The 26,949-nt window shown below is 43.0% G+C and carries 22 protein-coding genes; 18 read left to right on the forward strand and 4 right to left on the reverse strand.

Annotation, left to right across the window (positions count from 1 at the left end):
- Positions 1–110: 110 nt before the first annotated feature.
- Complete coding sequence (locus J2Z37_RS23090; RefSeq protein WP_209812695.1) at positions 111–809, reverse strand: FadR/GntR family transcriptional regulator; 699 nt, start codon at positions 807–809, stop codon at positions 111–113.
- Between the two features lie 205 nt (positions 810–1,014).
- Here J2Z37_RS23090 and J2Z37_RS23095 point away from each other — a divergent pair, with 205 nt between their 5' ends.
- From J2Z37_RS23095 to J2Z37_RS23110, 4 genes are all read left to right on the forward strand, one after another.
- Positions 1,015–1,560: a TRAP transporter small permease gene (locus J2Z37_RS23095; protein WP_209812696.1), complete on the forward strand. Its 546-nt coding sequence runs from the start codon at positions 1,015–1,017 to the stop codon at positions 1,558–1,560.
- Positions 1,557–2,834: a TRAP transporter large permease gene (locus tag J2Z37_RS23100; RefSeq protein ID WP_209812697.1), complete on the forward strand. Its 1,278-nt coding sequence runs from the start codon at positions 1,557–1,559 to the stop codon at positions 2,832–2,834. Before J2Z37_RS23095 ends, J2Z37_RS23100 begins: the two co-directional genes overlap by 4 nt.
- 80 nt (positions 2,835–2,914) lie before the next feature.
- Complete coding sequence (locus J2Z37_RS23105; RefSeq protein ID WP_209812698.1) at positions 2,915–3,979, forward strand: DctP family TRAP transporter solute-binding subunit; 1,065 nt, start codon at positions 2,915–2,917, stop codon at positions 3,977–3,979.
- A 67-nt stretch (positions 3,980–4,046) separates the two neighbouring features.
- Complete coding sequence (locus J2Z37_RS23110; RefSeq protein WP_209812699.1) at positions 4,047–5,162, forward strand: isocitrate/isopropylmalate dehydrogenase family protein; 1,116 nt, start codon at positions 4,047–4,049, stop codon at positions 5,160–5,162.
- A 32-nt stretch (positions 5,163–5,194) separates the two neighbouring features.
- Here the strand turns inward: J2Z37_RS23110 and J2Z37_RS23115 are convergent, their stop codons facing one another.
- Complete coding sequence (locus tag J2Z37_RS23115) at positions 5,195–5,362, reverse strand: hypothetical protein (RefSeq protein ID WP_209812700.1); 168 nt, start codon at positions 5,360–5,362, stop codon at positions 5,195–5,197.
- A gap of 37 nt (positions 5,363–5,399) precedes the next feature.
- Between J2Z37_RS23115 and J2Z37_RS23120 the strand changes: the two genes are divergently transcribed.
- The 7 genes from J2Z37_RS23120 (at position 5,400) to J2Z37_RS23150 (ending at position 13,070) form a co-directional block, all read left to right on the forward strand.
- Positions 5,400–6,521, forward strand: coding sequence for an S-layer homology domain-containing protein (locus J2Z37_RS23120; protein ID WP_209812701.1), 1,122 nt, complete (start codon positions 5,400–5,402; stop codon positions 6,519–6,521).
- A gap of 143 nt (positions 6,522–6,664) precedes the next feature.
- Positions 6,665–8,299, forward strand: coding sequence for a DcuS/MalK family sensor histidine kinase (gene dcuS, locus J2Z37_RS23125; protein ID WP_209812702.1), 1,635 nt, complete (start codon positions 6,665–6,667; stop codon positions 8,297–8,299).
- Entirely contained in the window at positions 8,277–8,984 is a 708-nt protein-coding gene (locus J2Z37_RS23130) for a response regulator (protein WP_209812703.1), read from the forward strand. Before dcuS ends, J2Z37_RS23130 begins: the two co-directional genes overlap by 23 nt.
- A 135-nt stretch (positions 8,985–9,119) precedes the next feature.
- Positions 9,120–10,385, forward strand: coding sequence for a C4-dicarboxylate transporter DctA (dctA, locus tag J2Z37_RS23135; protein ID WP_209812704.1), 1,266 nt, complete (start codon positions 9,120–9,122; stop codon positions 10,383–10,385).
- A 170-nt stretch (positions 10,386–10,555) separates the two neighbouring features.
- Complete coding sequence (locus J2Z37_RS23140) at positions 10,556–11,512, forward strand: aldo/keto reductase family protein (protein ID WP_209812705.1); 957 nt, start codon at positions 10,556–10,558, stop codon at positions 11,510–11,512.
- Positions 11,513–11,559: 47 nt separating this feature from the next.
- A complete protein-coding gene (locus J2Z37_RS23145) occupies positions 11,560–12,450 on the forward strand; it encodes an aldo/keto reductase (protein ID WP_342453873.1) in 891 nt (296 codons plus the stop codon).
- A gap of 182 nt (positions 12,451–12,632) precedes the next feature.
- Positions 12,633–13,070, forward strand: a complete 438-nt coding sequence (locus J2Z37_RS23150; RefSeq protein WP_209812706.1) for a hypothetical protein — start codon at positions 12,633–12,635, stop codon at positions 13,068–13,070.
- An 83-nt stretch (positions 13,071–13,153) separates the two neighbouring features.
- Here J2Z37_RS23150 and J2Z37_RS23155 read toward each other — a convergent pair whose 3' ends face one another.
- Both J2Z37_RS23155 and J2Z37_RS23160 read right to left on the reverse strand, forming a co-directional pair.
- Positions 13,154–15,256: a type IA DNA topoisomerase gene (locus J2Z37_RS23155; RefSeq protein ID WP_209812707.1), complete on the reverse strand. Its 2,103-nt coding sequence runs from the start codon at positions 15,254–15,256 to the stop codon at positions 13,154–13,156.
- Between the two features lie 299 nt (positions 15,257–15,555).
- On the reverse strand, positions 15,556–17,322 hold the full coding sequence (locus J2Z37_RS23160; RefSeq protein WP_209812708.1) for a YecA family protein: 1,767 nt from the start codon (positions 17,320–17,322) through the stop codon (positions 15,556–15,558).
- A 165-nt stretch (positions 17,323–17,487) separates the two neighbouring features.
- Between J2Z37_RS23160 and J2Z37_RS23165 the strand changes: the two genes are divergently transcribed.
- The 7 genes from J2Z37_RS23165 (at position 17,488) to J2Z37_RS23195 (ending at position 26,912) form a co-directional block, all read left to right on the forward strand.
- A complete protein-coding gene (locus tag J2Z37_RS23165) occupies positions 17,488–19,650 on the forward strand; it encodes a xanthine dehydrogenase family protein molybdopterin-binding subunit (RefSeq protein ID WP_209812709.1) in 2,163 nt (720 codons plus the stop codon).
- On the forward strand, positions 19,637–20,110 hold the full coding sequence (locus tag J2Z37_RS23170) for a (2Fe-2S)-binding protein (RefSeq protein WP_245204173.1): 474 nt from the start codon (positions 19,637–19,639) through the stop codon (positions 20,108–20,110). The genes J2Z37_RS23165 and J2Z37_RS23170 overlap by 14 nt, the downstream gene beginning before the upstream one ends.
- Positions 20,104–20,955, forward strand: coding sequence for an FAD binding domain-containing protein (locus J2Z37_RS23175; RefSeq protein WP_209812711.1), 852 nt, complete (start codon positions 20,104–20,106; stop codon positions 20,953–20,955). Before J2Z37_RS23170 ends, J2Z37_RS23175 begins: the two co-directional genes overlap by 7 nt.
- Positions 20,956–21,032: 77 nt before the next feature.
- The gene (locus J2Z37_RS23180) at positions 21,033–22,142 is read left to right on the forward strand and encodes an acyl-CoA dehydrogenase family protein (RefSeq protein ID WP_209812712.1); all 1,110 of its coding nucleotides are present in this window, start codon (positions 21,033–21,035) and stop codon (positions 22,140–22,142) included.
- Positions 22,143–22,243: 101 nt separating this feature from the next.
- Entirely contained in the window at positions 22,244–24,316 is a 2,073-nt protein-coding gene (locus J2Z37_RS23185) for a HelD family protein (protein WP_209812732.1), read from the forward strand.
- A gap of 552 nt (positions 24,317–24,868) precedes the next feature.
- Positions 24,869–26,203: an alpha/beta hydrolase gene (locus tag J2Z37_RS23190; RefSeq protein ID WP_209812713.1), complete on the forward strand. Its 1,335-nt coding sequence runs from the start codon at positions 24,869–24,871 to the stop codon at positions 26,201–26,203.
- Between the two features lie 136 nt (positions 26,204–26,339).
- A complete protein-coding gene (locus J2Z37_RS23195) occupies positions 26,340–26,912 on the forward strand; it encodes a CBO0543 family protein (protein ID WP_209812714.1) in 573 nt (190 codons plus the stop codon).
- Positions 26,913–26,949 lie beyond the last annotated feature (37 nt).

Raw genomic sequence — 26,949 nt, forward strand, 5'->3', positions numbered from 1 at the left:
CTCCAGTTTCTCCGTGTTGTATCTGCTTATTATACAAAAAAGTACCCCATAGGTAGACTTTTTTTAATGTGTCTACTCTATAGGGTACATTTTATAAGGGGATCTACCCCTTATTTTTCCAAAGGACTCCAATTATCTTTAATTTTTTCTTTTACTACCGTATATGGATTGGATTGCTTTCCAGTTAGTGCATCAAGGTAAGCTTTATGTGTTAGCAATGTTTTTTCGACCCCAAATTGATCCAAAATTTTGGTGATTTGGGGTTTGGATATTTCATAAATGGTTTTGCCCACTTCGATAATAAAAGGATTCTTTGTTGCCCCTAATACAGCATAATGGAATTCAAGGTCGATTTCGGCCAGTTTATCTCTGCTTAAATCTGCGCGCATGCGCTCTTGCTGTGATTGATAGACCTGTCTAATCTTTTGTAAATCCTCTTCCGTACAGTTTATCCGAATGAGTTGGATTAGCATTTCTTCAAAATACTGCCGAAATTCGACAAGTTTACTTATATTGTTGCTGTGTAGGATGAGGCTGAAGATCAAAGGGTTTAGATTGGATTGGGATAAATCCTCACGGATAAACATTCCTTCCCCGCGGCGAATTTCAATGATTCCAATCGATTCAAGTATTTTCATCGCTTCACGGACAGGAGTCCGACTAACCCCCAACTGTTCGACAAGTTCGATCTCTGTAGGCAATTTATCCCCTGGTTTGATACTCCCATCAATGAGTCGATTCTTGATGAGAGAAACAATTTGGCTTGATATTTTATCTTTACTCGTTAGGCTTTCAAATGAAACACCCATTAACACCCCTCCCTAAAAGAGCTTAAGCGCAATTACTTTGGTTTCATTATACATCATACATAGTATGTTAACACTGATATTATCAATAAATTTATTAAATTCAAATATTTACAAATAATTAGCATAATGGTACTATGTATTTAGTTATACATCATACATAGTATTTATGTAAGGGCTACCAACTTTCAGCTTGGAGGAGGAAGTTATGAAGAGTGAAATTCCTTTGTCAACCGAACCACAACCACTCAAAAAGCACTCGGCCTTTGCTGGGTATTTTAAATTGATCCAGTTGGTGAACATGGTTACTAAAATCGTGGCAGGTGTCATGTTGGTTATTATGTCTGTAGTCGTGTTTGGTTCAGTGATGTCGCGTTACTTTGCAAACTTATCATGGGCTTGGGTTGAGGAAGGGGCCGTTTATCTCATGATATGGATTGTAGCATTAGGAGCTTCGCTTGCTGTGAGTGCCAAGCATATGATTGCTGTAGAAGCAGTGGTGATGATGTTCTCCCGGCCTTTATGGAGAGTGGCTAAAACGGCTGTTATCATACTGTCTGTTGCGTTTTTGGTGACGTTAATTATAGTCGGTTACAATATGGCAGCTTTAGCTTCAGATCAGATCTCTATCACTTTACCTTGGTTAAGCCTGTTTTGGGTTTATCTATCCATTCCAGTAGGGGCTTTCATGATGACCTTAAATATGATTGCTACCTTAATTGAAATTTGGAGTGAGGCGGAGGTGAAAGAATGACCCCCATTGTAGGAAGTGGTTTACTGTTTTTCATTTTATTAAGTGTCCCGATCGCTCTTGCTCTAGGTTTAGCTTCTGCGGTAGGCATTCTCTACATAGGGGATATCCCTTTACAGGTTATGGCTCAGCGAATGGTCAATGGAGTTGGTCATTTTACGCTAATGGCCCTGCCGTTCTTTATCTTTGCCGGATATTTGATGGAGCAAGGAGGCATTTCCAGAAGGTTAATTCAGATGGTTAGTGCCTTCGTTGGACACCGTACCGGTGGGGTTGCGATTGTGACGGTCATCTCCGCCATGCTTTTTTCCAGTATTTCCGGCTCTGGTTCGGCGACAACCGCAGCTCTTGGGAGTATTTTGATTCCAGCGATGATTGCAAGAGGGTACTCCAAATCATTTGCTGCGTCTGTCCAAGCTACTTCTGGAGAATTGGGTATTATCATCCCGCCAAGTATTGCCATGGTCATCTATGGCATAGCGACGGATACCTCTATTGGGGATTTATTCATGGCAGGGATTATCCCGGGGTTGATGATCGGTTTCAGTTTGGTTCTGCTTACCTTCCTTTTGGCTAAGAAGAAAGGATATCAAGGGGTTGAGAAAGCAAGCTGGTCAGAACGGTGGAAAGCCCTCCGCGAATCCTTTTGGGCTTTGTTAATGCCAATCATCATCCTAGGCGGTATTTATACAGGTATTTTTACACCGACAGAGTCTGCGGTTGTTGCAGTTGTTTACGCTTGTATTGTAGGTTTTTTTATCTATAAAGAAATTAATTGGACAACATTTAAAAAATCCGTGAATGAAACCTTAATCACTAGCGGCATGATCATGTTCATCATTGCGAACGCCTCGATTTTTTCCTGGGTGTTAACAAGAGAACAAGTGCCGCAAAAGATGGCAGCCATGTTTGCTTCCTTTTCATCGGATCCCTTCGTTTTCTTGCTTTTATGTAATTTCTTTCTCTTTTTTGTCGGAATGTTCTTTGATGCATCGCCAGCGATTATCGTCTTGGCCCCTATCTTAACTCCCATTGCCTTAAGCTTTGGGGTTGATCCGGTGCATTTTGGCTTGATTATGACAGTCAATATGGCGATGGGAATGATTACTCCACCCGTTGGTGTCAATTTATTTGTGGCCTGCAAGATTGCCAATATCAGTATGGAAAACATGATGAAAGATCTGATTCCGTTTTGGTTGCTCATCGTCGCCAATCTATTAATTATTACGTATTTCCCACAGCTTTCGTTGTGGTTACCTAACTTTTTGAAAGGATAAAGGGAGGTATGTGCTTGATAGGATCATAGATTTTGCCCTGTGGTGTTAGTAGGTTTAAACATTAAAAGGAGGTTATTTTGATGATCAAATCAAAAAAGGTTACTTGGGCAACTGCTTTATCGTTATCTCTCTCACTAGTTCTCTCTGCATGTGGTTCAGGATCAACTCCAAGCTCCAATTCTGCACCTGCACCAGCGCCGGAGAAAAAGAGTGGGGGGGAACAGCCAAAAGCTGAACAAACATCGCAAGAGGCTGTTGTGCTGAAGATGGCCCACTCAAACAACGACAAACACAAATATCATAAGGGAATGCTTGAGGTAAAACGACTTATTGAGGAAAAAAGTAACGGTAAATTTAAAGTGGAAGTATTCCCAAGTACGCTGGGTTCCGATAAAGAATTGATTGAGGGGCTGCAAATGGGCACAGTAGATGGCGCAATTATTAATACCGCTGTGTTGGCGTCCATGATTCCTGATTTAGCCGTGATTGATATGCCATTCATGTTTAAAGATCGCGAACATGCCTACCGGGTGTTAGATGGGGAAGTTGGGGATGAATTTTTGCAAAAAATCAACGGAAAGGACATTGTCGCCTTATCCTACTGGGAAAATGGTTTCAAAGGGATCACCAATAACGTTCGACCGATTAAGACACCGGAAGACTTAAAAGGACTAAAAATCCGAACCATGGAAAGTAGAGCCCAATTAGATGCCTTTAAGGCTTGGGGAGCAAATCCGACGCCGATGTCCTTCTCCGAAGTTTATCAAGCCATGCAGCAAGGGGTAATTGACGGTCATTTTAATGCGCCGGATACGGTAGCAGCAAACAAAATGTATGAAGTTCAGAAATATTATAGTGACATTCCATTGTTCTATGGCGCTCTAGTGTTTGGTTTTAGCCCAGCCACCTGGAACAAATTTACCGATGAAGAAAAACAGATGATGAAAGAGATTGCAATTGAAAGCCGGGATTTTGAACGGAAATTGGCACAAGAAGAAGAAAAAGCGGGGATTGAAACTTTGAAGGCAAATATGGAAGTGGAAGAAAATCCAGATGTGCAAGCCTTTATAGACACGGTCAAACCCGTATGGAAGCAATACGAAGGTGAATTTACTCCTGGATTGATTGATAGAGTTGCGGAGTAATTGGCTTCTAGTGAGGGGGTGGGTAAAATCCCTCTCCTTACTTTCTATATAAAAAGGAGGTTTTTCTATGAAATTTCATATTGCGGCACTCCCAGGTGATGGAGTTGGCCAAGAAATCATGACAGAAGGCATCAAGGTTTTACGAGCTGCAGAGGAGATCGTAACCGGTTTTGAACTTGATTTTGAAAAATTTGAGGTAGGAGCCAATTTGTATCGAAAAACGGGTGTTGCTCTTCCTGACGAAGCATTTAAAGCCTGTCAGGATAGTCATGCTATTTATTTAGGTGCGATCGGCTTGCCGGAAGTGCGTGAAAAAACAGGCCCTGAGGTTGGGGGCCAGGTTATGTTCAAGCTACGTTTTGATCTAGACCTGTTTGCAGGAGTACGGCCTTTTAAATTATATGAAGGTGTGGAATCCCCATTACGGAACGTTGAAAAAATTGATTTTGTTGTACTTCGCGAAAATATCGAGGGACTTTTTGCATCCTATGGGGGCGGAACGCTTGTATCGGATGAAGTAGCAACTGATACAGTCGTGATTACCAGAAAAGGGACAGAAAAGATCTCAGATTATGCCTTTCAATTGGCACTGAAAAGAAATGGTAGAGTACTTGACGGGAAGAAAGTAGTCACTTGCGTAGACAAGAGCAATGTATTCCGCTCCATGGCTTTCTTCAATAAAGTTTTCAACCAAGTAGCGGATCGTTATGAAGGACAAGTGAAACGGGATCATGCCCTGATCGATGCCATGACATTGTGGATGGTACAGCAGCCACAAAACTATGATGTCATCGTCACGGAAAACCAGTTTGGGGATATTATCTCTGATTTAGCCGCTTCTTTAGTTGGTGGAATGGGCATGGCTCCATCAGGAGACGTTGGATATAACCATGGCATGTTCCAACCTGCTCATGGTTCTGCACCGACCATTGCCGGAAAAGGCATTGCTAACCCATTTGCAATGATTATTTCGGGGGCTATGATGCTCGATTGGCTTGGAGATAAACATCAAAACAAGAGTGCAAAAAAAGCAGCGATTTTGATCGAGATGGCTGTTAGCCAAACCTTGAAAGAGAGAGTTAAAACGTTTGATATCGGCGGTACCGCTTCAACTACTGAGTTTGCTGACCATGTGGTAGCGCAAATGAAGAAGTTAGCTAACCAGGTGAACACGGTTAGCTAGCATTGAAATGTGAAGGGGTTGTTGCTCACGAACTAGTCAGTTCGTTTGGCAACAGCCCCTTTTCTCATTCCTGGCCTTTCGGCAGCTAACCTTTCTTTCGCTAACCATAGACTTACGGTTAACCTTGCGTCACTCGCTTGACCCCTTTTTCTTCCAGAAATTCGTTCTGGAAACTCCTTGATCCGTACGGTATAGTACAAAAGGATCTACAAGGACCTGAGAGTAGGGGTGGAAAAGATGAAATGGTTGAAGGCAGCAGTTGCATCTTTGTTGGTGGTTTTCCCAGCAGTAACTGAAGAATCGACGGCACAGGCCGCAACAGCAACCAAGCCACTGGAGATGTATTTGCCCACGGATATACAAGGGCACTGGGCAGCTTCTGAAGTGATGGATTTAGTCATGTCAGACATTGTGAATGGGTATGTAAATGCAGAAGGAGATGTGACGGTTAAACCGAACGCATCGATCTCTCGTGGAGAATTCGTCACGTTGTTGATTCGCGCATTGGACATACAGTCAGACCCAAGTGTGGATACAAAAAATTTGTTCCGGGACGTCAAGGATACAGACTTTTTTTCTGTCCCTGTTCAAATGGCTACGGGACTTCACATGATCAACGGATACCAAGATGGCACATTCAGGCCGCACAATCCAATTAAACGGGCGGAAGTGGCATCTCTCATTTATAAAGGATTTCAGAAGAAGATTAGCTTTAACGGTGCCCCTCCTCGTTATTACGATACAAAAGGGCATTGGGCAGAAAATGCGATTGAACAAATCAGCCTTAGCGGTTCTGAAATTATGAAGGGGTATACCGAAACACCGTATGGTTCTGTTATGCAAACATTTAGGCCAGAGAAACTCATGACGCGTGCGGAGGCGATAGTGACCATCAAACGCGTCGTCAACATGCAAAACGTGCCGTATCTTACGCCGGAGGAGCTGTACGCACAGGTCGTAATCGACGGGGAAAAGAAGTACCTAAAAGCCATGGATGAGGGTCGTTTTGATGAATTGGAGGCCATCAACGATCAATACAATACGGGTTACTTGCATGCCTATAACCGCACGATCATCCGTGTGCTGGCGGAGTCATACCAAGAGGCGCAGGCGCAAGGGCACACGATAGACTATGAAGTCCACTGGATCAAGGAGCCATTTGCTCCAGGGTTGATTCGAGGCGAATATTTCGCCACCGTCTTTTTAGAAGAATGTGAATACGAAGTCATTACGAAAGTCAATGGAGAAGAAGTGGATCGCTCCGTATCGAGTATTAGAGGTGAATATTTAATGATGAAGGACCAGCAAACTGGGGCCTGGAAAAATTACGGATTTATTCCGCAACCGAAAGAAATCTAATCACAAAAATAAGTCGTCGTGTTGCACTTCACCTCGGAGAAGGGGTCAGACCCCATCTCTGTGCTAAAGCGTTAGCTTAGCATTACTCCAACCTGGTCATTCTATAAGAGAATGGCTTTTTTTATTGGAAAAGAGGCGATGATGTGGCAGGGATCAGACAGACTTCCAGCCTACTTACCACGATTACGACGTTGGTTTGCATTGTTGTTGCTCTTTCTCTGTTTGTGACAGATGCCCTTATTGTCCGACAGGTGGAGGAGAATACGCGGGATTATTTATCTGAGAAAGCAACAAACATCGCCCGGGTCGTCGCTCACTCTCCAACGGTAGTGGAGGGCCTGCAAATGCAGATGGGGGAGTCCCGGATTCAGCCCTTTGCGGATGAGATGAGGCGGGTGAGCGGGGTCGAATTTATTGTCGTGATGGATATGAACGGGATCCGTAAGTCACACCCAGATCCAGCGAAGGTGGGAAAGCACTTTGCAGGTGGAGATGAAGGGGCTGCGTTAAACGGGCAGGAATATGTATCGACTGGGAAAGGGACGTTAGGGATGTCCTTACGGGCTTTTACTCCCGTTCGAGCTCAGGATGGCAAGCAAATAGGGGTTGTTGTGGTTGGAATTACATTAAATAGAGTACAAAGCGAGGTATCAAGGAGTCGAGTCGCTTTATTTTGGGGGATCGGAATGGGGGGATTGGTGGGAATTGCAGGAGCCCTTCTGTTAGCACGAAGGATCAAGAAGATTCTTTTTGGTTTGGAGCCAAGGCAAATTGCCAAGCTGTTACAGGAACGAAGCGCGATATTGGATGCGACGAGGGAAGGAATCATCGCCATCGATTCGGAGACAAGGATCACGCTAGTGAATTCGGAAGGGAGAAGGTTGTTTCAAAGGGGAGGACTTTCTGAAGACCCGCTTGGGAAACCTATAAAGGAATTGATTCCGGAAACACGTTTAGACCGGGTATTAAAGAACGGTCAGTCTGAGCATGATCAAGAAATCGAAGTGTACGGCATTCCTCTCATCGTCAATAGGGTCCCCATTTATTTAAAGCAGAGGATTGTCGGGGGACTGATGACCTTTCGAGACAAGACAGATATAAAGCGAATGGCAGAGGAATTGACGGGGATCAAATTATACGCAGGAGCTCTACGCGCACAAACCCATGAATTTATGAATAAGCTTCATGTGATTTTAGGTATGGTTCATCTTGGGGCGTATGATCAATTGACTAAATATATTAATCAAACAGCCCGACAGTATCAGCAGGATGTAGGGTTCATTCTGCGCCGGGTAAAAAATACGGTTTTGGCTGGTTTTCTACTTGGGAAGAACAGCTTTGTAAGGGAAGCAGGGGCAGAGCTCATCCTTGTAGATGATGCTTATATTCCTGATCCAGAAGATTCAGAAATCATCCATGAATGGGTGACCATTCTTGGGAACCTTATCGATAATGCTGTTGATGCCATGAAAGATCGTGAGCAAAAAAAGATTTTTATAGATGCTTACTATGATCAGGGGATGCTTACCATGGAAGTAGAGGATACAGGAAAAGGCTTCGATGAAAACGAACGTGAACACCTATTTAAAAAAGGTTATTCCACGAAAAAAGAAGAGGCTGGGGAGCGTGGGTTGGGTCTATATCTAGTCAAGCAAATCGTGGGAAAAAGAGGGGGCAGCATCGAGGTGTTCTCTCAAGTGGGTGAGGGAAGCCGCTTCCTTGTCCATATACCTTTGAAAGTAAGGGGGACTGAGCTTGATCAAGGTCCTAATTGTTGAAGACGATCCCATGGTGGCTGAACTGAATAAACGTTATCTTGAACAGGTCGAAGGATATCGCATAAGAGCAACAGCTGGATCTGTACAAGATGCCTTGAAAATTCTAGATAACCAGGAGATTGATCTGGTTTTGCTCGATATCTTTATGCCGGGGAGCAATGGTCTTGAGTTGATCAGAGAAATTCGGAGGAAGGGCAATGGGGTGGATGTGATTGTTATAACGGCAGCATCGGATGTACAAACGATCCAACAGGCTTTGCGTCTAGGGGCGGTCGATTATTTGGTGAAGCCTTTTGAATTTGAGCGATTGAAGAAATCGCTTACGGCTTACCGCGAAGAAAAAAGACTTTTTACAGAGCGAGAGGCACTAAGCCAGCAAGAACTTGATCAAAAGGTATTTTTTCGGGAACGTTCAACAACGACCCCCGAGCTTCCTAAAGGACTGACTCGAGCTACGATGAAAATTGTTTGGGAACATATTGAGGCCATGGGGGATACATACTTTTCCACGGAGGAATTAGCTCGGAAGGTGGGGATTTCACGCGTGTCAATGCGAAAATATCTGCATTTTCTTGGTGAGATTCAGTTGTTAGACGTGGAGATTAGCTATGGTTCAGTGGGAAGACCGGTGTATAAGTACAGGCGTATTTTGAGCAAACAATATGAAATAGATTCTTATTTATAGCAGCCAATTAGGCTGCTTACTTTATTTACAAAACAATTTACTAATTTATATATGCCACAAAGTTGTCAAAAAGGGAGTATGATTTTTGTAAGCGCTAATACAAACATGAAAACGGTTAATAAGGGGGCTACAAAGATGAAGATTAATTTTAAGGGTCTCACATTCCAAGTCATTGTTGCAATGATTTTAGGTGTCTTGTTTGGGACATTCTTCCCTGAACAGGGTGCGAACATGAAAGTTTTAGCAGACATTTTTGTAAAAGCAATTAAAATGGTTATTGCCCCGATTATTTTCTTAACCATTGTAACTGGGATCGCCGGTATGGGCGATATGAAAAAGGTAGGTCGAATTGGCGGTAAAACGCTCTTGTATTTTGAGATTGTTTCAACTTTTGCCTTGGCCATTGGGATTTTATTCGCCAATGTTTTTCATCCAGGTTCTGGGGTGAATGCTAGTACTGCAACAGGTGATATTTCTAAATATACGGAAGCCGCAGCCGAGGGTGGCCATGGTTTCATGGATTATATCTTAGGGATCATTCCTGATAGTTTTGTGGGAGCATTGGCAAATGGAGAGTTAATTCCTGTTCTTATTCTAGCTATTTTGTTTGGAGCCTCCTTATCAGGCATGGGGGAACGCGGAAAAGTCATTCTTGACTTCTTTGAAAAAGTTTCTGAAGTATTCTTTCGCATCGTTAATATTATTATGTACTACTCTGCGGTGGCAGCATTCGGTGCCATGGCCTATACGATCGGTAAGTTTGGCATCGGTTCATTAGTTTCCCTTGGAAAATTATTTGCCCTTACGATCTTAGCAATGGCAGTCTTTGTCTGCGTTGTTCTCGGTTTGATCGCAAAATACTATCGCTTTAATATTTTTAAATTTATTGGCTATATTAAAGATGAGATTTTCTTGGTGTTTGGTACTTCTTCTTCCGAATCGGCATTACCGAAAATGGTGGAAAAACTTGAAAAATTTGGATGTTCCAAGTCTGTCGTAGGTCTCGTGGTTCCGACTGGCTATTCCTTTAACCTCGATGGAACCAATATTTATCTGGCCTTTTCCGCTTTGTTTATCGCCCAAGCTTATGGCGTTGACTTATCGATCGGTCAACAATTGGCCCTCCTTGGGGTATTGATGCTCACGTCGAAAGGTGCAGCAGGGGTAACTGGAGCTGGATTTATAACACTCGCAGCCACCTTAGCCGTATTTCCAAGTGTTCCTGTCGAAGGGATTGCGCTCTTGTTGGGGATCGATAGATTTATGTCCACCGCTCGTGCTATTACAAACCTTATTGGTAATGGTGTAGCAACTGTCGTTATTTCCAAAATGGAAAATGAGTTCAAACCAGTTGGGGCTGTTGGAACGGTTCAGGGTAAAGAGGCTAAAGCTAGTGCGTAATGTTTTTAGCTGATAGTAGAGCATGATAAGGAGAAAGTTCCTTGTCATGCTTTTTTATGTGTAGCAGAGGCTATATTTAACTAAAAATATAGAAAATTATTGAAATAATACACCAGTTATTGGATAATTTAAACATTGGACAAACATTTTAACGATCTTGGGAGGAGTATATGAATTACAGGAAGCTAGGAAGAACAGGGTTGAAGGTTAGCGAGATTAGTTTGGGGAGCTGGCTTACCTATGGAAATACGACAGAAAAGCAGACGGCAATCCAAACGATAGACAAGGCCTACGAATTAGGCATTAACTTTTTTGATACGGCAAATGTGTATGCCAGAGGGGAAGCGGAACTGGTTGTCGGCGAGGCGTTAAGAAAGTATTCCCGAGAATCTTATGTCTTAGCGACAAAGGTCTTCTGGCCAATGGGGGATGGGCCCAATGATCGGGGGCTGTCTAGAAAGCATGTCTTTGAACAAGCCCATGCGAGCTTGAAGCGTTTAGGCGTGGATTATATCGATATCTATTATTGCCACCGTTTTGATCCGGAAACTCCGATTGATGAAACACTAAGAACCATAGAGGATTTAGTCCGTCAAGGAAAAGTGCTTTACGTAGGTGTCAGTGAGTGGACAGCTGCGCAGATTGCTCAAGCGCTTCATGTATCTGATCGCTATTTGCTGGATCGGATTGTTGTCAATCAGCCAGTTTATAATATGTTCAACCGTTATATTGAAAAGGAGATCATTCCATTGGGTGAAAAGGAAGGAATCAGCCAGGTAGTCTTTTCGCCACTGGCCCAAGGGGTCTTAACTGGAAAATATAAGCGAGGCGCTCAGCTCCCTGAAGGAAGTCGTGCAACAGATCCAAAAACGAATATGCACATCAGTAAATACTTAACAGATGATATGCTTTTAAAAGCCGAGCAACTTCAGCTGATTGCCAATGAAATGGACATTACACTGTCTCAATTGGCGCTTGCCTGGATTCTAAGACAGCCTAATGTAGCAAGCGCATTAATTGGTGCTAGTCGCCCATCCCAAGTGGAAGAAAACGTAAAGGCGATCGAGGTTCAGCTTCCAGCTGAGATTCTTGAGAAGATTGAAGAGATTTTGGGAGCGAACGCCTAGTCGAAGTTTAATTGATTTAATCAAATCAATAGAGGGTGGTGTCAAAAGTGAGTAAGAAAATGGAATATCGCCGTTTAGGAAGGCTTGAACACCAAAGCTCTGTCGTGATGTTTGGCGGTGCCAAACTAGGGAAGGTCACCCAAGAGGAAGCAACCGAATCAATAGATTTTGCGATTCAACACGGAGTCAATCATATTGACACAGCAGCAAGCTATGGCGATTCAGAAATTCGCTTAGGTGCTAATATGGCTGAAATCCGAGACCGAATCTTTTTGGCTAGCAAAACGGAACAGCGTACAAAGGAAAAGGCGAAGGAGCAGATCTACCGTTCCCTCGAACGTTTACAAGTTGATTATCTCGATTTAATTCAACTTCATGCCGTAACAAACCTGGAAGAATTGGATAAGTGTACTGGTAAGGGTGGCTCACTGGAAGCTGCGTTAGAAGCAAAAGAAGAAGGGATTGTAAAAGCGATCGGGATTACAGGTCATGGACATAAGGCTCCGTCTACCCACTTGGAAGCTTTGAAGCGATATCCTTTTGCAACCGTCCTCACTCCATTAAACTACTATCTGTATTCGATGGATGAATATCGGGAAGATTTCTTAGCCCTTGCCGAGGAGGCCAAACGTCAGGATGCGGCATTGCGAGTGATCAAAGCGATTGCCAAAGGTCCTTGGGGAATCGAGCAACAACGCACCTATGCAACATGGTATGAACCTTTCGATGAACAGAAAATGATCGATGCCTGTGTCAGCTTTGTCCTATCCATTGATGGGGTTGTTGGATTTGCCAGTGCAGGGGATATCCATTTATTTCCTAAAGTAGTAGATGCAGCTTTAAGACATCGCGAGATGAGCCGCGAGGAAGTAGATGAAATCCTGGGCAAGCTCCCAACTTATCGATCTCCGTTCGGGGCACCCACATCCATTGCGTAATAAGATTGGATAGAAGAACTTTGGTTGTGGTAGTATACTAATTTTCGGAAATAAGCAGGTCGAACTGTATTCGAGTTCGACCTTTTAGCGTTAACATTTTTGGGAAATAAATCATTGACTGTTCACCTTTTTAAATCTATCATTTTTTAAGTAAGATTGAGTGAAAGGTTGAGGAAACAGTTATGCCACAATTGGAATTTGAAAATGAAAAAGAAATAATCATTGAGAAATATAAAGAAGTTAGTGCCAATCGGAGGCATTACAGTGCTTTGCGATTTGCTTTATTGCCCTTTTATTTCGCAATACAAGGTGCTATTGCAAAAGAGGCTTTTGGCAAGGAAGATTCTTTACCATTTTACCTCTGTAGCATTTCTGGCATTATAACTACATATGTTTTTTTAACCATAGAACGTCGAATATCAGATTACTACAGTCACTTGGAAGATGTAGGCGCTAAGCTGGAAGAACAACTCAATCTCGGTGAAAAAATGTTTGTTAACTGGCCAAAATCCAAGTTTCTAAGTAATACGAAACAATCGATAAATTTTAGTTATTTCTTATGCGCCACATTTTGGGTTATATTTTTCATCATTAAAATTGTTAAAGAGCTTTCCGCTTAATAAAATTTGAACGTGGTGCGAACCACTTTTGCACTTCACCTCAGAGAAGGGGTCAGGCTCCTTCTCTGATCTAAAGCGCTAACCTAGTTATTCCGCGGTCTAAACTGAACACTTACATCTCCCGTTTTACGATCTTCTAGCTTGAACTTTGCTTCATAGGTGCCTGAATTCTTATTCTTGAATTTCAAGTACCTAGTTTCACCTTTTTGGATCAAGTCCTGCACGTTCTTCTCGGTAAGGGTTTTGCCATTGATCTTTGACCAGATTTTAAAACTACAGCCTTCCTTCCATCTGCTGCAGGAATAGGCTTTGCTATTTTTGAAGAGGGTTCCTCCACAAGAGGGGCAGTTCGCTAGTTCCTTCGTGGTGGTCTGCTTTTGGAGTACCTCCATGTTCCTGGTCTGATCAATCAGTGCCATCACAAACTTTTGGATATTTTTCATGAATCCGTCGACAGTCGCCCCTTTGGTAATGTCATTCAGCCGTTTTTCCCATTGTCCTGTAAGGGTAGGACTAGCTAACAAGCCAATCCCTGATTTGCGGATGAGGGCAATTAAGGCCATTCCTTTGGGGGTGACATATAAATGTTTCCCTTTCGTGGTAATGTACTGAGTAGCTTTTAGTTTTTCAATCATTCCCGCTCTTGTCGCAGGGGTGCCAATGCCATGCTCTTTCATAGCTTCGCGGGCTTCTTCATCTTCGACTTCTCGTCCTGCCAGTTGCATGGCTGCCACCAACGTCCCCTCGGTAAACCGTTTAGGAGGCGTTGTCTTTTTATCTAGGATCTTAGCTTTCTGACAAGTTACAGGCTGGCTTGGGTCAAGTGAAAAATTCTCCACGAGGGGACCCTCATCAGATTCCTCCGTATAAACAACCTTCCAACCGGACTGGAGCAACTCTTTAACCGTCGTCTTAAATGATTCTTCTTTCACATCTACTAGAATAATATGAACCCTATAAACCGCTGGCGGAAAAAAGTGAGTGAGAAATCGTTTGACGATTAGATCATATAATTTTTCCTCGTCTTTCGATCCAAAAGCTCGGGGGATATTTTCCGTTGGCAGGATGGCATGGTGATCCTCAATTTTCTCCGGACGACAGATGTGTTTGTTGTGGATGTGAACATACTTTTTATCTCCTTTTGCTACGAGTGCGGCATAGGTCGTCTTTTTAAGCAGTTCGAAGACCTGGTGCATAAAAGGGATGTTCGTTTGATCCACATAATTGCTATTCGTTCTCGGATAACTGATTTTTTTGCTTTCATACAATTTTTGGGCGATTTTTAGGGTTTTATCCGCAGTAAATCCGAATTTCGCATTCGCTTCTTTTTGTAGTAGAGTCAAATCATAGAGTTTAGGCGGATTGTTCTTTTCCTCCTTTTTTTCATAGGAAGTAATAGTACCCATTTGTCCGGATACCTTTTGCACGATGGTCTCCGCCATAGAACGATCCTTCATCCGCGGGCCTTGCCAAATCCCCTTAAAGTCTTGTCCAACTTGTTTAAAGATGACCTCTACTTCGTAAAAATCCTCTTCCACAAAATGATCTATCTCATGTTGTCGATCAGCGAGGATCGCTAGTGTCGGTGTTTGCACCCTTCCGACTGTGAACTTGTCATGGTGCTTGCAAGTGAAAACGCGGGTTCCGTTTAGGCCGATGATCCAATCCGCTTCAGCCCGTGAGCGTGCTGCTTGATACAGGGAGGTATATTCTTTCCCGTCTTTCATTTCAGCAAAGGCCGTACGAATCGCTTCCACCGTTAAACTAGATGTCCAAAGTCTTTTCACAGGTTTTTGAATCTGAAGATATTCGAGAACGAACTGAAAAATCGCTTCACCTTCTCTTCCACTATCACACCCATTTACTATAAACTCGCTAGATTTGGCAAGTTTTTTAATATAGGCGAGCTGTGCCTGCTTTCCTGGAATGGGAAGTAATTTCATCTTGGACGGCATGATGGGTAAATGTTCAAGCTTCCACGTCTTATACTTGGGATCATACTGTTCGGGGTGGGCTAAAGTAACCAGATGTCCGAAACACCAGGTGATGACATAATCCTTTCCATCGATTCCTTTGCCCTCAATCTTGGGATGTTCCTTGGTGGGGGTGAAAGTGGTCTGTTTTAAAATTGCTTGTGCAATGGCTTTTGAGGCGGAGGGTTTTTCTCCAATAATCAAAATGGCCAAAATGTTTGCCTCCTTAACCTAGAATACTTGTTTCCATTATTTAATCACACTTTTTATGTCAATGGTGAGTGTTTATTTTTTGGTGATGAAAGCCCTGTTGTCAGATGATAAGAATAGAAATTCTCCCTATATTAAAAAGTCACGGCAAAGCTAGTGTAATAGGTGGAGAAATGACTCTTATTGACATGAAACATAGTAAGATAGCGTTAATATTTTGCGTTAGGGGGAAATTTCCCCCTATTTTGTTCATTTATGCTACTTTTGGGGGAATAGGTGTAAAAACTCCCCCTAACAATTGACTATAAGCTATCTCCGATATTTGGGAGGCAGCAGACTCCCTGTTGTTCTAACCACTTCAACAATTGTCTTAGAACAGATTGAAAAGCCTTCGCATGGCTTGAACGGAAGTCACGGAGGATAGCGAAATGAGCATCATTTAAAAGCGTCGTCCAGAAGGTTTGATTCACTTCATCCCATGACTCAGGTGCTTCTTCACCTAAAGCATGGAAATGTTGAACGAGTATTTGTAGTCCCTTTTGGTACTTTTTTATGGTTGCATCGGATTTTCCAACCGTTTTCTCTTTATAGAATTCAACAAGGTCGGCTGCATAAAACGTATAAGCGGTCTCAGGGGTGAGACCTATGTTTTGGTAATAAGGAATCTCATCTTGGGGAAGTACGTTTATGTGCAGTCCTTCACCTTCTACCACAGTGAAGAAACTTTCGCGTCCGTGGGGAACAAAAGGCGAATCGGCTAGCCCCAACTCCCTACGAATAGGATTTGGATTGAATGGGTGGCCGACGGATGGATATTGATCATTTGCAAAAATCATCATGCTATATTCTGCTTCTCTAAGCCATATTTCCAACTCCGCAAGGTTATTTCGTTCCACTTCCTTGTTGTCTAGCCGATTTTTCATCTGCATCAACTGTTGGGCATATAAAGGAAGCCAAGATGGAGTATCCTCACGTTCTAGCTGAACACTTGTCGTGGTGATCATGGTGTTCGCAGGGATCGGAACAACTTTTGTTCTTTGCTCCTTATACTTTAAGATCAAAGGGAACCGATTGGCAGTTTGTATAAAAGTATCGATGATTTCTGGATATACGGTTGTTAGGGTAAGTTCCTGTTCATTTACCTCGATGGAGGCAAGCACATTACTAACCTGAACCGCTCCAGGAAATAAACTATCTTTATACTCATACCAAGTATCGGTCCATGAAAACTGGATGTTCTTTTGATCCGCATTATCCACATAGATTCCCTGGTTTTGATCTTGTAGGAAAAGAATGGTTCGTTCGAAGTCATGAACGTGGTAAATTAAGGTGAATTCTTCCCTCCTACCTGTCAATTCTTGTTTTGAAACAGATTCCTTTAGGGTATGTTCCATTAAATCCAAATAATGATCCTGCACCACCTCGGGGTACGATTTCCCGGTTTCTCGAATTTTGCTTTGAATCATGTCAGACAATTCGGATGCAAGCCGAGGATGATGAAAGGTAGCTACTCCATGGATACAATAATGTTCGCCGAACGGCTCTAGCAAAGCAATGAGAATCCCCCATGGGAAAGCATTTTTAAGAGATTCGCAGTAGGGTAGGAAAAAGTTTTCCTCTGTAATGAGGTCAGTAACGGTTATTCCGGTAGGTTGTGGTCCTGTGGCTTGCAGCAACTTAGGTTTTAATTGTACCCACCTGACAAGCAACTCTAGCTCATTCGGTGCTAGTTGCTGTTTACTTTGCTGGTAGAACCACTCCACTCCGCGAAGACCATTGGCAAAGCGAACATAAAAACAAAGCCAGAAATTATCATAATACTGTTTCACTCTACTAGATTTCTCATATTGATGAACCTGCTTAAAAAGCAGACGGGCAGCCACGATCTCTTGATGGTCAAGATGGGAACGCAGAAAATCTAGCATTTTGGTCGTTAAGGAATGTTTCAAATCAAAAAAACGGTCAGTCTGGAGTTGACGCAACTCAACGATTTTTTCCTTTTTAAGACAGCATACTTTATATTTACGCCCACTCCCACAAAAGCAGGGGTCATTTCTTCCGATCATCATAGTTATAATATCCTCACTTTACTTTTTGCAGATTCTAACTCTACTTAGGGTATATTTTTGGATGGGAAAAATCAAGGACATGCATTCAAGTTATACGAAAAATTCATTAGCATATATTTTAGGAAAGACGAAACCGAATGCCCATGACGATAAGGGGGTGCTCTCATGATTGCTAAAGATATCAGTACCTCTGTAAAGAAAAAGGATCATGACGGGAAAATATCAGGCCAACTAGCTTATATTAGTGATGTGAAAGTTGATTCGATGCTTTATGGTGTCCTGTATCGCTCGCCGATCGCCTACGGCAAGGTACGATCCATCCGGTTGCCGCCATTGCCTGAAGGGTATGAAAAGATTGGAGCAGAACACATCCCAGGGAACAATTTTGTTAAATTGTTACATAACGATCAGCCCATCTTTGCCAATGAGTGGGTCAACTATATTGGGGAGCCTATGTTCATGCTAGTTGGTCCAAAGTTAGACATTCTCTATCAATTAGTAGATGAAGTGGAAGTGGATTTTGAAGAACATCCAGCCATCTTTACCTTAGAAGAAGCGATCAAACAAAAGGATCAAACCGGTGTTTTTGCCTATCATGAATTTGGGGAAAGTCTGGACGTAATCAAATCGATTGAAAAAAAGGCGCATCGTGTGATCGAAGAAGTGTACGAGACAGGGTATCAAGAGCATGTCTATTTAGAGCCTCAAGGCATGCTTGGGATTTATAAGGCTGATGAAATCCTTGTCAAAGGATCAATGCAGTGTCTTTATTATGTAAAAAATGCCTTGATCAGCGCCTTGGCATGTGAGGATGATGAGGTCAGGGTGATTCAAAGTCCTACTGGCGGGGGATTTGGCGGGAAAGAGGATTTCCCTTCCATGATGGCTTGCCATGTGGCCATTGCTGCGAAGGTGGTCAAGAAGCCAGTCATGCTCCTGTTTGACCGTGCGGAGGATATGGAAGTCACGACAAAGAGGCATCCAGCCAAATTTACATATCGCACCGCTATAGATGAACAAGGAAACATTCTAAGCATGAATGTGGAGGTTTTTCTAGACGGCGGAGCGAATGCAGGGTTGAGCCCTGTGGTCCTGCAGCGGGCACTATTAAACAGTTCGGGAGTCTATAAAATTCCGCATTTTCATGCGAAAGGCTATGCGTTAAAAACCAATACCGTTCCTAATGGAGCTTTTCGGGGGTTTGGCGCTCCGCAAAGCTTTGCCGCCATTGAAAGTCATCTGGGGCATATCAGCAGCATGCTCAAGCGTGATCCGATCCAATATAAACGCAACTATTTGGTGAAACAAGGCGATCCAACCATCACAAATGGAAGGTTTCGAGATCCGATTTTGTTAGAAGACATGATCCAAGATTTACTGCAAACAGCGGACTACACAAAGAAAAAAGAAGCGTTTCGTGCCTTTAATCAACAAAATAAGCGCTTCAAAAAAGGGATCGGAGCTTCCCTATTCCTGCATGGCTGTGGATTCACAGGCAGCGGGGAACGAGATCACATTAAAGCGGTTGTAAAATTAGAAAAAACAGAACAAGATCAGGTGCTGATCAAGGTCTCCAATTCAGATATGGGGCAAGGTGCGTTAACCACACTGAGCAAAATTGTAGCCAAAGGGTTAGATTTGCCATACGAAGACATCTTGTTTCCTGATCCAGATACAAAGGATGTTCCGGATTCAGGTCCCACCGTGGCATCCCGGACGACGATGATTGTGGGGAAATTACTGGAGCGGGCCGCAAGCCAACTGAAAGCAGGATGGCAATCCGGTGTTGCGCAGGAGGTAGTAGAACACTATATTCATGAAGATATGATTCCTTGGGATGAGGAAACCTTCTCGGGAGATGCTTATCCTGCGTATTCGTGGGGCGTCAATCTAATTGAAGTGGAAGTAGACATCTTGACGGGAAGCGTTCGAATAGAAAGGGTATATGGAAGCTTTGATATCGGAAGAGCAATTGATGAACGCATTGTCAAAGGCCAGATCGATGGCGGCATGGCCCAGGGAATCGCTTACGGTTTTATGGAAAAGATGACCTCTCAATTGGGCAAAATCCAACAAAAAACCATTTCAGACTACGGACCGCCAACGGCGATGGATCTGGTTCCTATTGAAAGCAAACTCTATGATAATCCTTATGCGGGTGGACCTTATGGCGCGAAAGGGGCCGGTGAATTGCCCTTAACGGGAGGCGCTCCCGCTGTGCAAGCAGCGATTGAGGATGCTTTGCAAATTCCTTTTTATCAAATCCCTGTTACGCCCGAATTGATTATTGAAAGTTTGACGAAGAAGGATGGGGATGCGCGTGATTAAATTTCAGCTGAATGGTAGAGAAGTCGAAACCGACGCACCACCCACCGCAAGATTAATCGATGTATTACGAGACGAATTTGCTTACATCGGTTCCAAGGAAGGCTGTGGGGATGGAGAGTGTGGGGCTTGCAGTGTCTTTGTCAATACGCTTGTGCAAAATAGCTGTCTTATTCCGGTTGGTGCGATCGAAGGAGCAGAGATCATGACCATTGATGGATTTAGCCAAACGGAACTCTTTCAAATGATAAGTGAGTGCTATTCTGAAGCAGGTGCCGTACAATGTGGCTTTTGTATACCCGGAATGGTGATGGCCAGTGCAGCCCTTTTATCGAAAAATCCTCATCCCACAGAAGAAGAGATTCGCGAAGGGATCTCAGGAAATTTGTGTCGTTGTACCGGCTACAACATGATTGTGGATGCGATTGATCTCGCTGCGAAAAAGGGTGAAGGTCTATGGTAATGGGAACCGTTCTGTCCTATCGATTGGCGAGTCTGGAAGAAACGATCGCACAACTAAGCAGAGAAGATTGCCAGATTATGGCGGGTGGTACCGATCTCATGGTGCAGCATAAAAGCCCGATGGGGGCTCCGGCCCGATTTGATAAACCGGTTATGTTTATCGATCATTTAAAGGAACTGAAGCAGATTGATCAGGTGAATCAGGACCTACATATAGGTGCCTGTTGTACTTATACTGAAATACTGGAACACCCCCTTATCCCAAACATCTTTAAGGTAGCCATCAAACAGATTGCAGCGCCAGCGATTCGGAATAGAGGGACGTTAGGCGGGAATATCTGCAACGCATCCCCTGCAGGAGATACCTTGCCTTTGTTATATATCTTTAACGCTCAAATACGACTGAGATCCTCAAAAGGAGAGAGGGTTGTTGGGATTCAGGATTTTATCCTAGGACCAAGAAGAGTGGACCGTTTAAGAGAGGAAATTCTTACAGAGATCATTTTGCCTGAAATGCTAGCGGATCGCATTGTTTTTGAGAAAGTGGCGAACCGCAGAGCGGATGCCATAGCCAAAATATCATTTGCCGGTTCGATGCGTTTGGAGGGAGGCAGGGTTGGGGAGGCCCGATTTGCATTCGGTGCGGTGGGGCCAACGATCGTCCGTTCCTTGGATATTGAACAAAAATTAAAGGGTGAAGCTTTTCCATTGGATCCAAAGGTCGTGGATGGGGTTGTTGCCTATTTTGATCGCATCATTACACCAATCGATGATCATCGTTCAACGGCAGCTTATCGGAAGACAGTGGCACTCCGATTATTGCGTCATTTTCTTGAAACGATGTAGGTTCGTGTTGAAAAGCGCTGTTTCTCATCGGTAGAATCAGCGCTTTTGCGACGTTGATAGGAAAGGAGGACACTACCTTGGAGAACCAGGCTTTGTTTAGAAAGGCTGAAGAAATCGCCCATCTCTTTCGTATATATGTCATCAATCATTATCCAAAGATCGAAACGTCTATTTTTCTCGAATTCTGGCCCAAGCTGGTTGTATGCCGGTTTGACCGAATGCTGGTGGATGCCGGTTTCGGAGGATTAGGCCTTGGACTTGCTGATTATTTACGTATCATTCGTCTGTTAGCACGCGGGGATAGTGCGCTAGCCTTAGCCACTCATATACATAATGTTGCCTTGAAAACCGTCAGTGAAGTGGTTAAGGAATCCCCGGGTCCCCTTCAACAACTGGTGCGAGAACCGAAACTATGGGCGTTAGCTCGATCAGAAGCCGGAAGGGATTATCGCTATCAATTCAGCACAGAAATTACCTTCAATGATTCGGAATGGACTTTAACCGGCCAAAAGGATTTTTGTACACTAGCTGGCTTGGCTGACTATTACTTGGTTTTTGCTCAAACCTGTCGGGAGAGTCCGTCCCTGTCTACGATTCAGTTATGTGTCGTGGACGGGAAGGATCCAAGACTCGAAGTTTTAAAAACGAACCGGATGGATGCGATGGTCTTATCCTCTACCTCTAGTGTCTGTTTTCATGATTATTCATTGCATGCTGATGATCTAGTAGGAGAGCCGGGAGATCTCTTGAAAGTCGAGAGTCCGGATACCCTCACTTTGGGAATTACCGCCATCCAATTGGGAATCGTTGATGAAGTACTCGCCCAGTTTACTTCGAAAATGAGAAATCTGGAGCCGGAGAAGCGGGATCCGGAAAGGATTCGGTGGCTTGGAGAAATTGATATAGCATTACGTGGGACGGAACTCCTTTTGGCCGAATCGCTGCATCATCGCCCTGGCTCGCATGCGGATGCAGGCCTCTGGTTACGACGGGCGAAAGCATCCTCTGATCTCCTGGTAAATAAGGCGACAGAAGGGGCCATACGGTACTTGGGAAGGGAAGGGATCTTATCCGAAAATAGATTTATTTACCTACGGAATAATTCTCTCGCAGGACAAGTCATGCCACCCAGCCTCTCTAAATGTTTAAGCACATTGGGTGGTCATTGGTTGGATAAATCCAATTAGGGAATGCTGACTGGAAGTACCAAAGTAAAGGGGGCTAAGACTTGTCTACGCAAAAGCCATATGATGAAGAAAAGGTACAACTAGATCGAACACTAACAACGATGAAAGAACATCTTGAAACGCTAGAAACGATGCCCAAATATGTCGGAAATAATTATACAGAACAGGTCTTAGAAGGAATCCGTGAGAAGAACCGAACAGATCTTCGGCGGGCGATCAGAGAGCCCTATTTTGGGAGGCTGGATTTTCAAGAAGACGGGGATAAAGAGGCTGTTCCACTTTACATCGGTAAAATCGGAGTGGCCAATCCTGTCAACGAACAGCCAATGATTATTGACTGGAGAGCTCCAGTTGCGAGCTTATTTTATTCCTTTATCGGAGGAAATGAAACCGCTTATTACGAGTCAACGGATGGAAGGATCGAAGGAAACGTCCATTTAAAGCGATATATCGTGGTTCGAAATGGAGAATTGCAACGGGTTGTTGATGATTTTGAAAAAGGCAATGAGAGGATTGCCGATGATTTTCTGCTTTACCGGCTAGGTGAAAATAAAGATAATCGTTTGAAGGATATTGTTTCGACGATTCAAGTGGAACAAAATGAGATTATTCGAGCCCCAAGGAATACTCCGATCCTCATTCAAGGGGTGGCGGGCAGCGGGAAAACGACCGTTGCTCTGCATCGCTTGGCATACCTCATTTATCAGTATCAGGAGTCCCTTCGTGCCAAGAAAATGATCATCTTCGCACCCAATCGTTTGTTTTTAGATTATATATCGGATGTGCTTCCCGAACTTGGGGTGGGTGATATTCAACAAACGACTTTCCAAGATTGGGCGATGTCCATCCTTGAAGATGAAGTGCGTCTGAAGGATGCTCGTGAGAGCTTTGCCAAATGGTTCGAATCTGATTCGATGGTGGAAGAAGGGAAAACGAAAAGGTGGAAAGGGTCTCTCTCGTTTATGCATGTTCTTGCCCAGTATATCAAAAGTTACGAAAAGAATTGTGTGCCGACGCAAGACTTTGAAGCGTGGGAACGGAAAAAGCTGGATCAAACAATCATAAACCGTTGGTTTACGGTGGAGTATAAACATTATCCGCTAGCCAAAAGAAGAGAGCGTATCCTCCACCGGATCAAGGCTTGGATGGATGGGGAACTAAAGCACATTGGTGATCCAAAAGTGAAGAAGGATCGCAAGAAAAAGGCAACCCAGCAGCTGAATGCCTACCTAAAATATTGGCCGAATCATAGCGCCTTGTCTTTTTACCGCGAGCTTTTTTCCAAATTAAAGAAAAAGCAGGATATCTCCGAAGACATCCTGCGGGCGATTCCTTCTGATGTTGTTCAAGCAACAGCGGCCTCTTTAAAAAAGAAGGAAATGGAACAAGAAGACCTCGCGCCTCTCGTTTTTATTCATCAACGCTTGTATGGGGTAGACCCCAATCATCGGTATCAACATATTGTCATCGATGAGGCCCAGGATTATTCTCCTTTTCAATTAGCCTTGCTGAAAAACCTGACCGAGCAGCAATCCCTAACGATTTTAGGGGACCTTTCGCAATCGATTTATGCGTATCAGGGGATCAAGGACTGGGATGAATGTAAAGGGATATTTGATAAATCAAAGCTCCAGTATTTTGAGTTGACGAAAAGCTACCGCTCGACATGGGAGATTATCCGCTTTGCCAACGAGGTCATCTCGCAGGCCCATTTATCCATCCAATTAGCAGATCCCGTTTTCCGCAGTGGAGAAAAGATCAAGTTGGTACAGGTAAGTGAGGAAAACAGGATCTTATCCATTGTAAAAGCGGTGCAGCTGCTGCAAGAAAAGCGGATGAACACGATCGCCCTGCTGGGGCGGACTGAAGCAGAGTGTGAGGCCTTATTTATGGCTCTCAAAGCGAAGGGAATTCCCGTTTCATTGGTTCAAGCGGAGCAAGAAAATTATGCAGGTGGTATTTCCATCATGCCTGTCTACATGTCGAAAGGCCTAGAGTTTGATGCCGTATTACTGCTGGATGTCAATGATCAAGCGTACAGGAAGACGGTCCAGGATGCCAAGCTTTTGTACGTCGGTTGTACGAGAGCGCTTCATGAATTATGGCTGTTCCATGGAAAAACCCCTTCGCCACTTCTTGAAGGAATAGATGAAGAGTTGGTTATGAAAGTATGAATGAACTGGGGCAATGGAATAAAAGAAACATCGTCAAGGTATTGGTGGGGGAAATACTGGGTTACGCTATGCGGGGTGTCCCGGTCATCACCCCCTTCCGATATCATCAACAACTTGACAAAAAGGCTGATATCTATATGAATTTGGTTTTTGAAAAAAATCTTTATTTCAATGGTTAAAGCTAAAGTCTCAATAATATGTTTTGTGTAGTAAATAAGTCATATTTACGTATATTAAACTATTTTGGTATAATTTGGCTACAAATATTCAGAATGGTTTGTATATAATGATGGTTTTTTATAGCAAATCATCTTGGGGGAAAAGGTTGTATTTAAATTATTACAGTAGTAATCATTTGTCTTAGTTATCATCTCACGTTATATCCAAGTAATTACATCTGATAAATGTATATTATATGTTTCTATTAATATATAATATTTTGCCCTTACCCACAATTTAAAGGAATAGATTGAAGGGGGGAAACATGTTGATGAAGTAGCGTTTGGGTAGGGGAAAACAATGACTCTAAAAATGTAAAAGAGGAGAAAAGTAATGAATACAAAAAGAAGTAATTTCAGAATTTTATCTCTGATTTTGACCTTAGCTTTGATCCTTACATCCCTTGCTTTACCGGCAATGGCAGCGAATCAGAATATGGGGTTAAAAGAAGGGGCAACGGTTAAAGTCGACAAAAATTCACCTACAGGCTATACGGCCACTTTTGTTTATAAGGATTCCTTAGCTGATTATGTGGTTTTTAGTGGAGATTTTAGATTTTACAAACCAGAGGAAAAAGATCTCAAGAAATGGTATTCGCCTTATGATTGGGAACCGGGCATGCTTCCAGCTAAGACAGCAAGATATGAAGAGAACATGAAAAAGGTTGAGGGGACTGATCTGTGGACCATTAGCATGCCCATTCCAAGTGGTTCATTCTGCTACCAGTATAAGGTAGCCTATGCATTTAACGGGAATGACAAGGATGTAGATATCGTTATTCCAGATCCGGCTAATATCGCTCCTTTAAGTAACCTGGAACGTTATCCTAAAGAACATAGTATTGTCTACGGAATGTTTGACAAGCAGAAGCAAGTCACAGATAATTCCATTGTTCTTCCAAGAAAAGATGCCAAAGTTGGAAAAGTGAACTATGTTCCCATCACGGATATCAATGGAGATAAAAAATACTTGGGCGTGTACCTTCCCTATGGCTATGACAAAAACCAAAAAGACCCATATAAAGTAATTTACCTTTCCCATGGTACAGGCGGAGATGAAACGGAATGGTTCTCTCTTGCAAATGCAGGGAATATTATGGATAACCTGATTGCGGAGGGCAAAGTCGAACCGGCAATCGTTGTGGCTGTGGACAATAATGACTATCCACCTACAGCATCTATTTTACATACATCAGATACACCATGGAATTACCAAGAGGGAGATATCTCTGATGAACTATGGGATTACTCCATGATTAACCGAAATTTCTTTAATAATGTTCTACCCTATGTAGAAGAAAACTATAATGTTTCAAAAGAAAGCCAAGATCGTGCATTTGCTGGGTTATCAAGAGGAGGCTATTTAACTTCCATATTATATGCGGAGCATCCTACAGAATTCGGGTATATTGGAATCCTTAGCGGGGTTTGGGATGGACTTGTTGAGCCTACTGCTTTAGATCAATATGAAAACCTGGATGCCCCAAAAGTCATGATCGGATATGGTGAATACGATAATGTGGTGAGTCTAGATAACATTCATACTGTCTATGAAAATCTAAAGGCATTGGGTGTTGAAGTGGTTGATAACCCTGTGTTTGGATCACATGACTGGTTTGCGTGGTCACAACTATTTGAAGATGTTGCGCTAGATTTCGTAGGGAAATAGGATAGAGTAGATATAATGCTGCCATTGATATGGAAAGAATATCGATGACAGCATTATTTTATTGATGCATAAAGATAATGACATTAAATTATGGAGATAATACCTATAATGATATTTTATATAGAATGAGGTATTTATGTCTATCCAAACTCATTTCTTTGTGAGTCACGAACTGCAAACCAAGATAGGGGAAATTGAAAATAAACTGATTGGGGTGTCTAAGGAATTCTTTGAAATTTGGAGAGAGGATATTTTCTTGTCATTAGCATGGTGGTTTTCATTACTTTTAACCATAATTCCTTGGTTTCTATGGATCAAATATCGTAAAAAGGAATCCTCATCTCGATTACTCTTTGCTGGTTTTTTTGTTATCATCATTTCATCGTGGTTAGATTTTTTCGGTACCATGTATGGTCTTTGGCATTACCCTTCAAAAATTCTCCCGTCCATGCCGCCGTTTATTCCCTATGATTTTTGCATTTTACCTGTATTCGCTATGTTTCTCATCCAATATAAAATTCGAATTCATGTATGGGTTAAAGCTGTGATTTATGGGGGGATCAATGCTTTCGTTGGGGAACCCATCTTATGGATGATTCACTTTTATGAGCCTGAGCATTGGAGATTTTTTTATTCGTTTCCGATTTACGTCATCATCTACATCATGGCTGATTGGTTAAGTAAGCGGACAAGTTTTGCCGAACTGTAGGTCCGAAAAATATGGCAGCGAATGTGAAAAATGGAAT

The sequence above is a fragment of the Ammoniphilus resinae genome (assembly GCF_017873965.1).
Lineage (GTDB): Bacteria > Bacillota > Bacilli > Aneurinibacillales > RAOX-1 > Ammoniphilus_A > Ammoniphilus_A resinae.

What these genes read in the sequence shown, in the direction of transcription:
- J2Z37_RS23090 (WP_209812695.1), bottom strand. Translation starts at nt 809, where the DNA reads ATGGGTGTTTCATTTGAAAGCCTAACGAGTAAAGATAAAATATCAAGC.
- J2Z37_RS23095 (WP_209812696.1), top strand. Translation starts at nt 1,015, where the DNA reads ATGAAGAGTGAAATTCCTTTGTCAACCGAACCACAACCACTCAAAAAG.
- J2Z37_RS23100 (WP_209812697.1), top strand. Translation starts at nt 1,557, where the DNA reads ATGACCCCCATTGTAGGAAGTGGTTTACTGTTTTTCATTTTATTAAGT.
- J2Z37_RS23105 (WP_209812698.1), top strand. Translation starts at nt 2,915, where the DNA reads ATGATCAAATCAAAAAAGGTTACTTGGGCAACTGCTTTATCGTTATCT.
- J2Z37_RS23110 (WP_209812699.1), top strand. Translation starts at nt 4,047, where the DNA reads ATGAAATTTCATATTGCGGCACTCCCAGGTGATGGAGTTGGCCAAGAA.
- J2Z37_RS23120 (WP_209812701.1), top strand. Translation starts at nt 5,400, where the DNA reads ATGAAATGGTTGAAGGCAGCAGTTGCATCTTTGTTGGTGGTTTTCCCA.
- dctA (WP_209812704.1), top strand. Translation starts at nt 9,120, where the DNA reads ATGAAGATTAATTTTAAGGGTCTCACATTCCAAGTCATTGTTGCAATG.
- J2Z37_RS23140 (WP_209812705.1), top strand. Translation starts at nt 10,556, where the DNA reads ATGAATTACAGGAAGCTAGGAAGAACAGGGTTGAAGGTTAGCGAGATT.
- J2Z37_RS23150 (WP_209812706.1), top strand. Translation starts at nt 12,633, where the DNA reads ATGCCACAATTGGAATTTGAAAATGAAAAAGAAATAATCATTGAGAAA.
- J2Z37_RS23160 (WP_209812708.1), bottom strand. Translation starts at nt 17,322, where the DNA reads ATGATGATCGGAAGAAATGACCCCTGCTTTTGTGGGAGTGGGCGTAAA.
- J2Z37_RS23165 (WP_209812709.1), top strand. Translation starts at nt 17,488, where the DNA reads ATGATTGCTAAAGATATCAGTACCTCTGTAAAGAAAAAGGATCATGAC.
- J2Z37_RS23170 (WP_245204173.1), top strand. Translation starts at nt 19,637, where the DNA reads ATGCGCGTGATTAAATTTCAGCTGAATGGTAGAGAAGTCGAAACCGAC.
- J2Z37_RS23175 (WP_209812711.1), top strand. Translation starts at nt 20,104, where the DNA reads ATGGTAATGGGAACCGTTCTGTCCTATCGATTGGCGAGTCTGGAAGAA.
- J2Z37_RS23185 (WP_209812732.1), top strand. Translation starts at nt 22,244, where the DNA reads ATGAAAGAACATCTTGAAACGCTAGAAACGATGCCCAAATATGTCGGA.
- J2Z37_RS23190 (WP_209812713.1), top strand. Translation starts at nt 24,869, where the DNA reads ATGAATACAAAAAGAAGTAATTTCAGAATTTTATCTCTGATTTTGACC.
- J2Z37_RS23195 (WP_209812714.1), top strand. Translation starts at nt 26,340, where the DNA reads ATGTCTATCCAAACTCATTTCTTTGTGAGTCACGAACTGCAAACCAAG.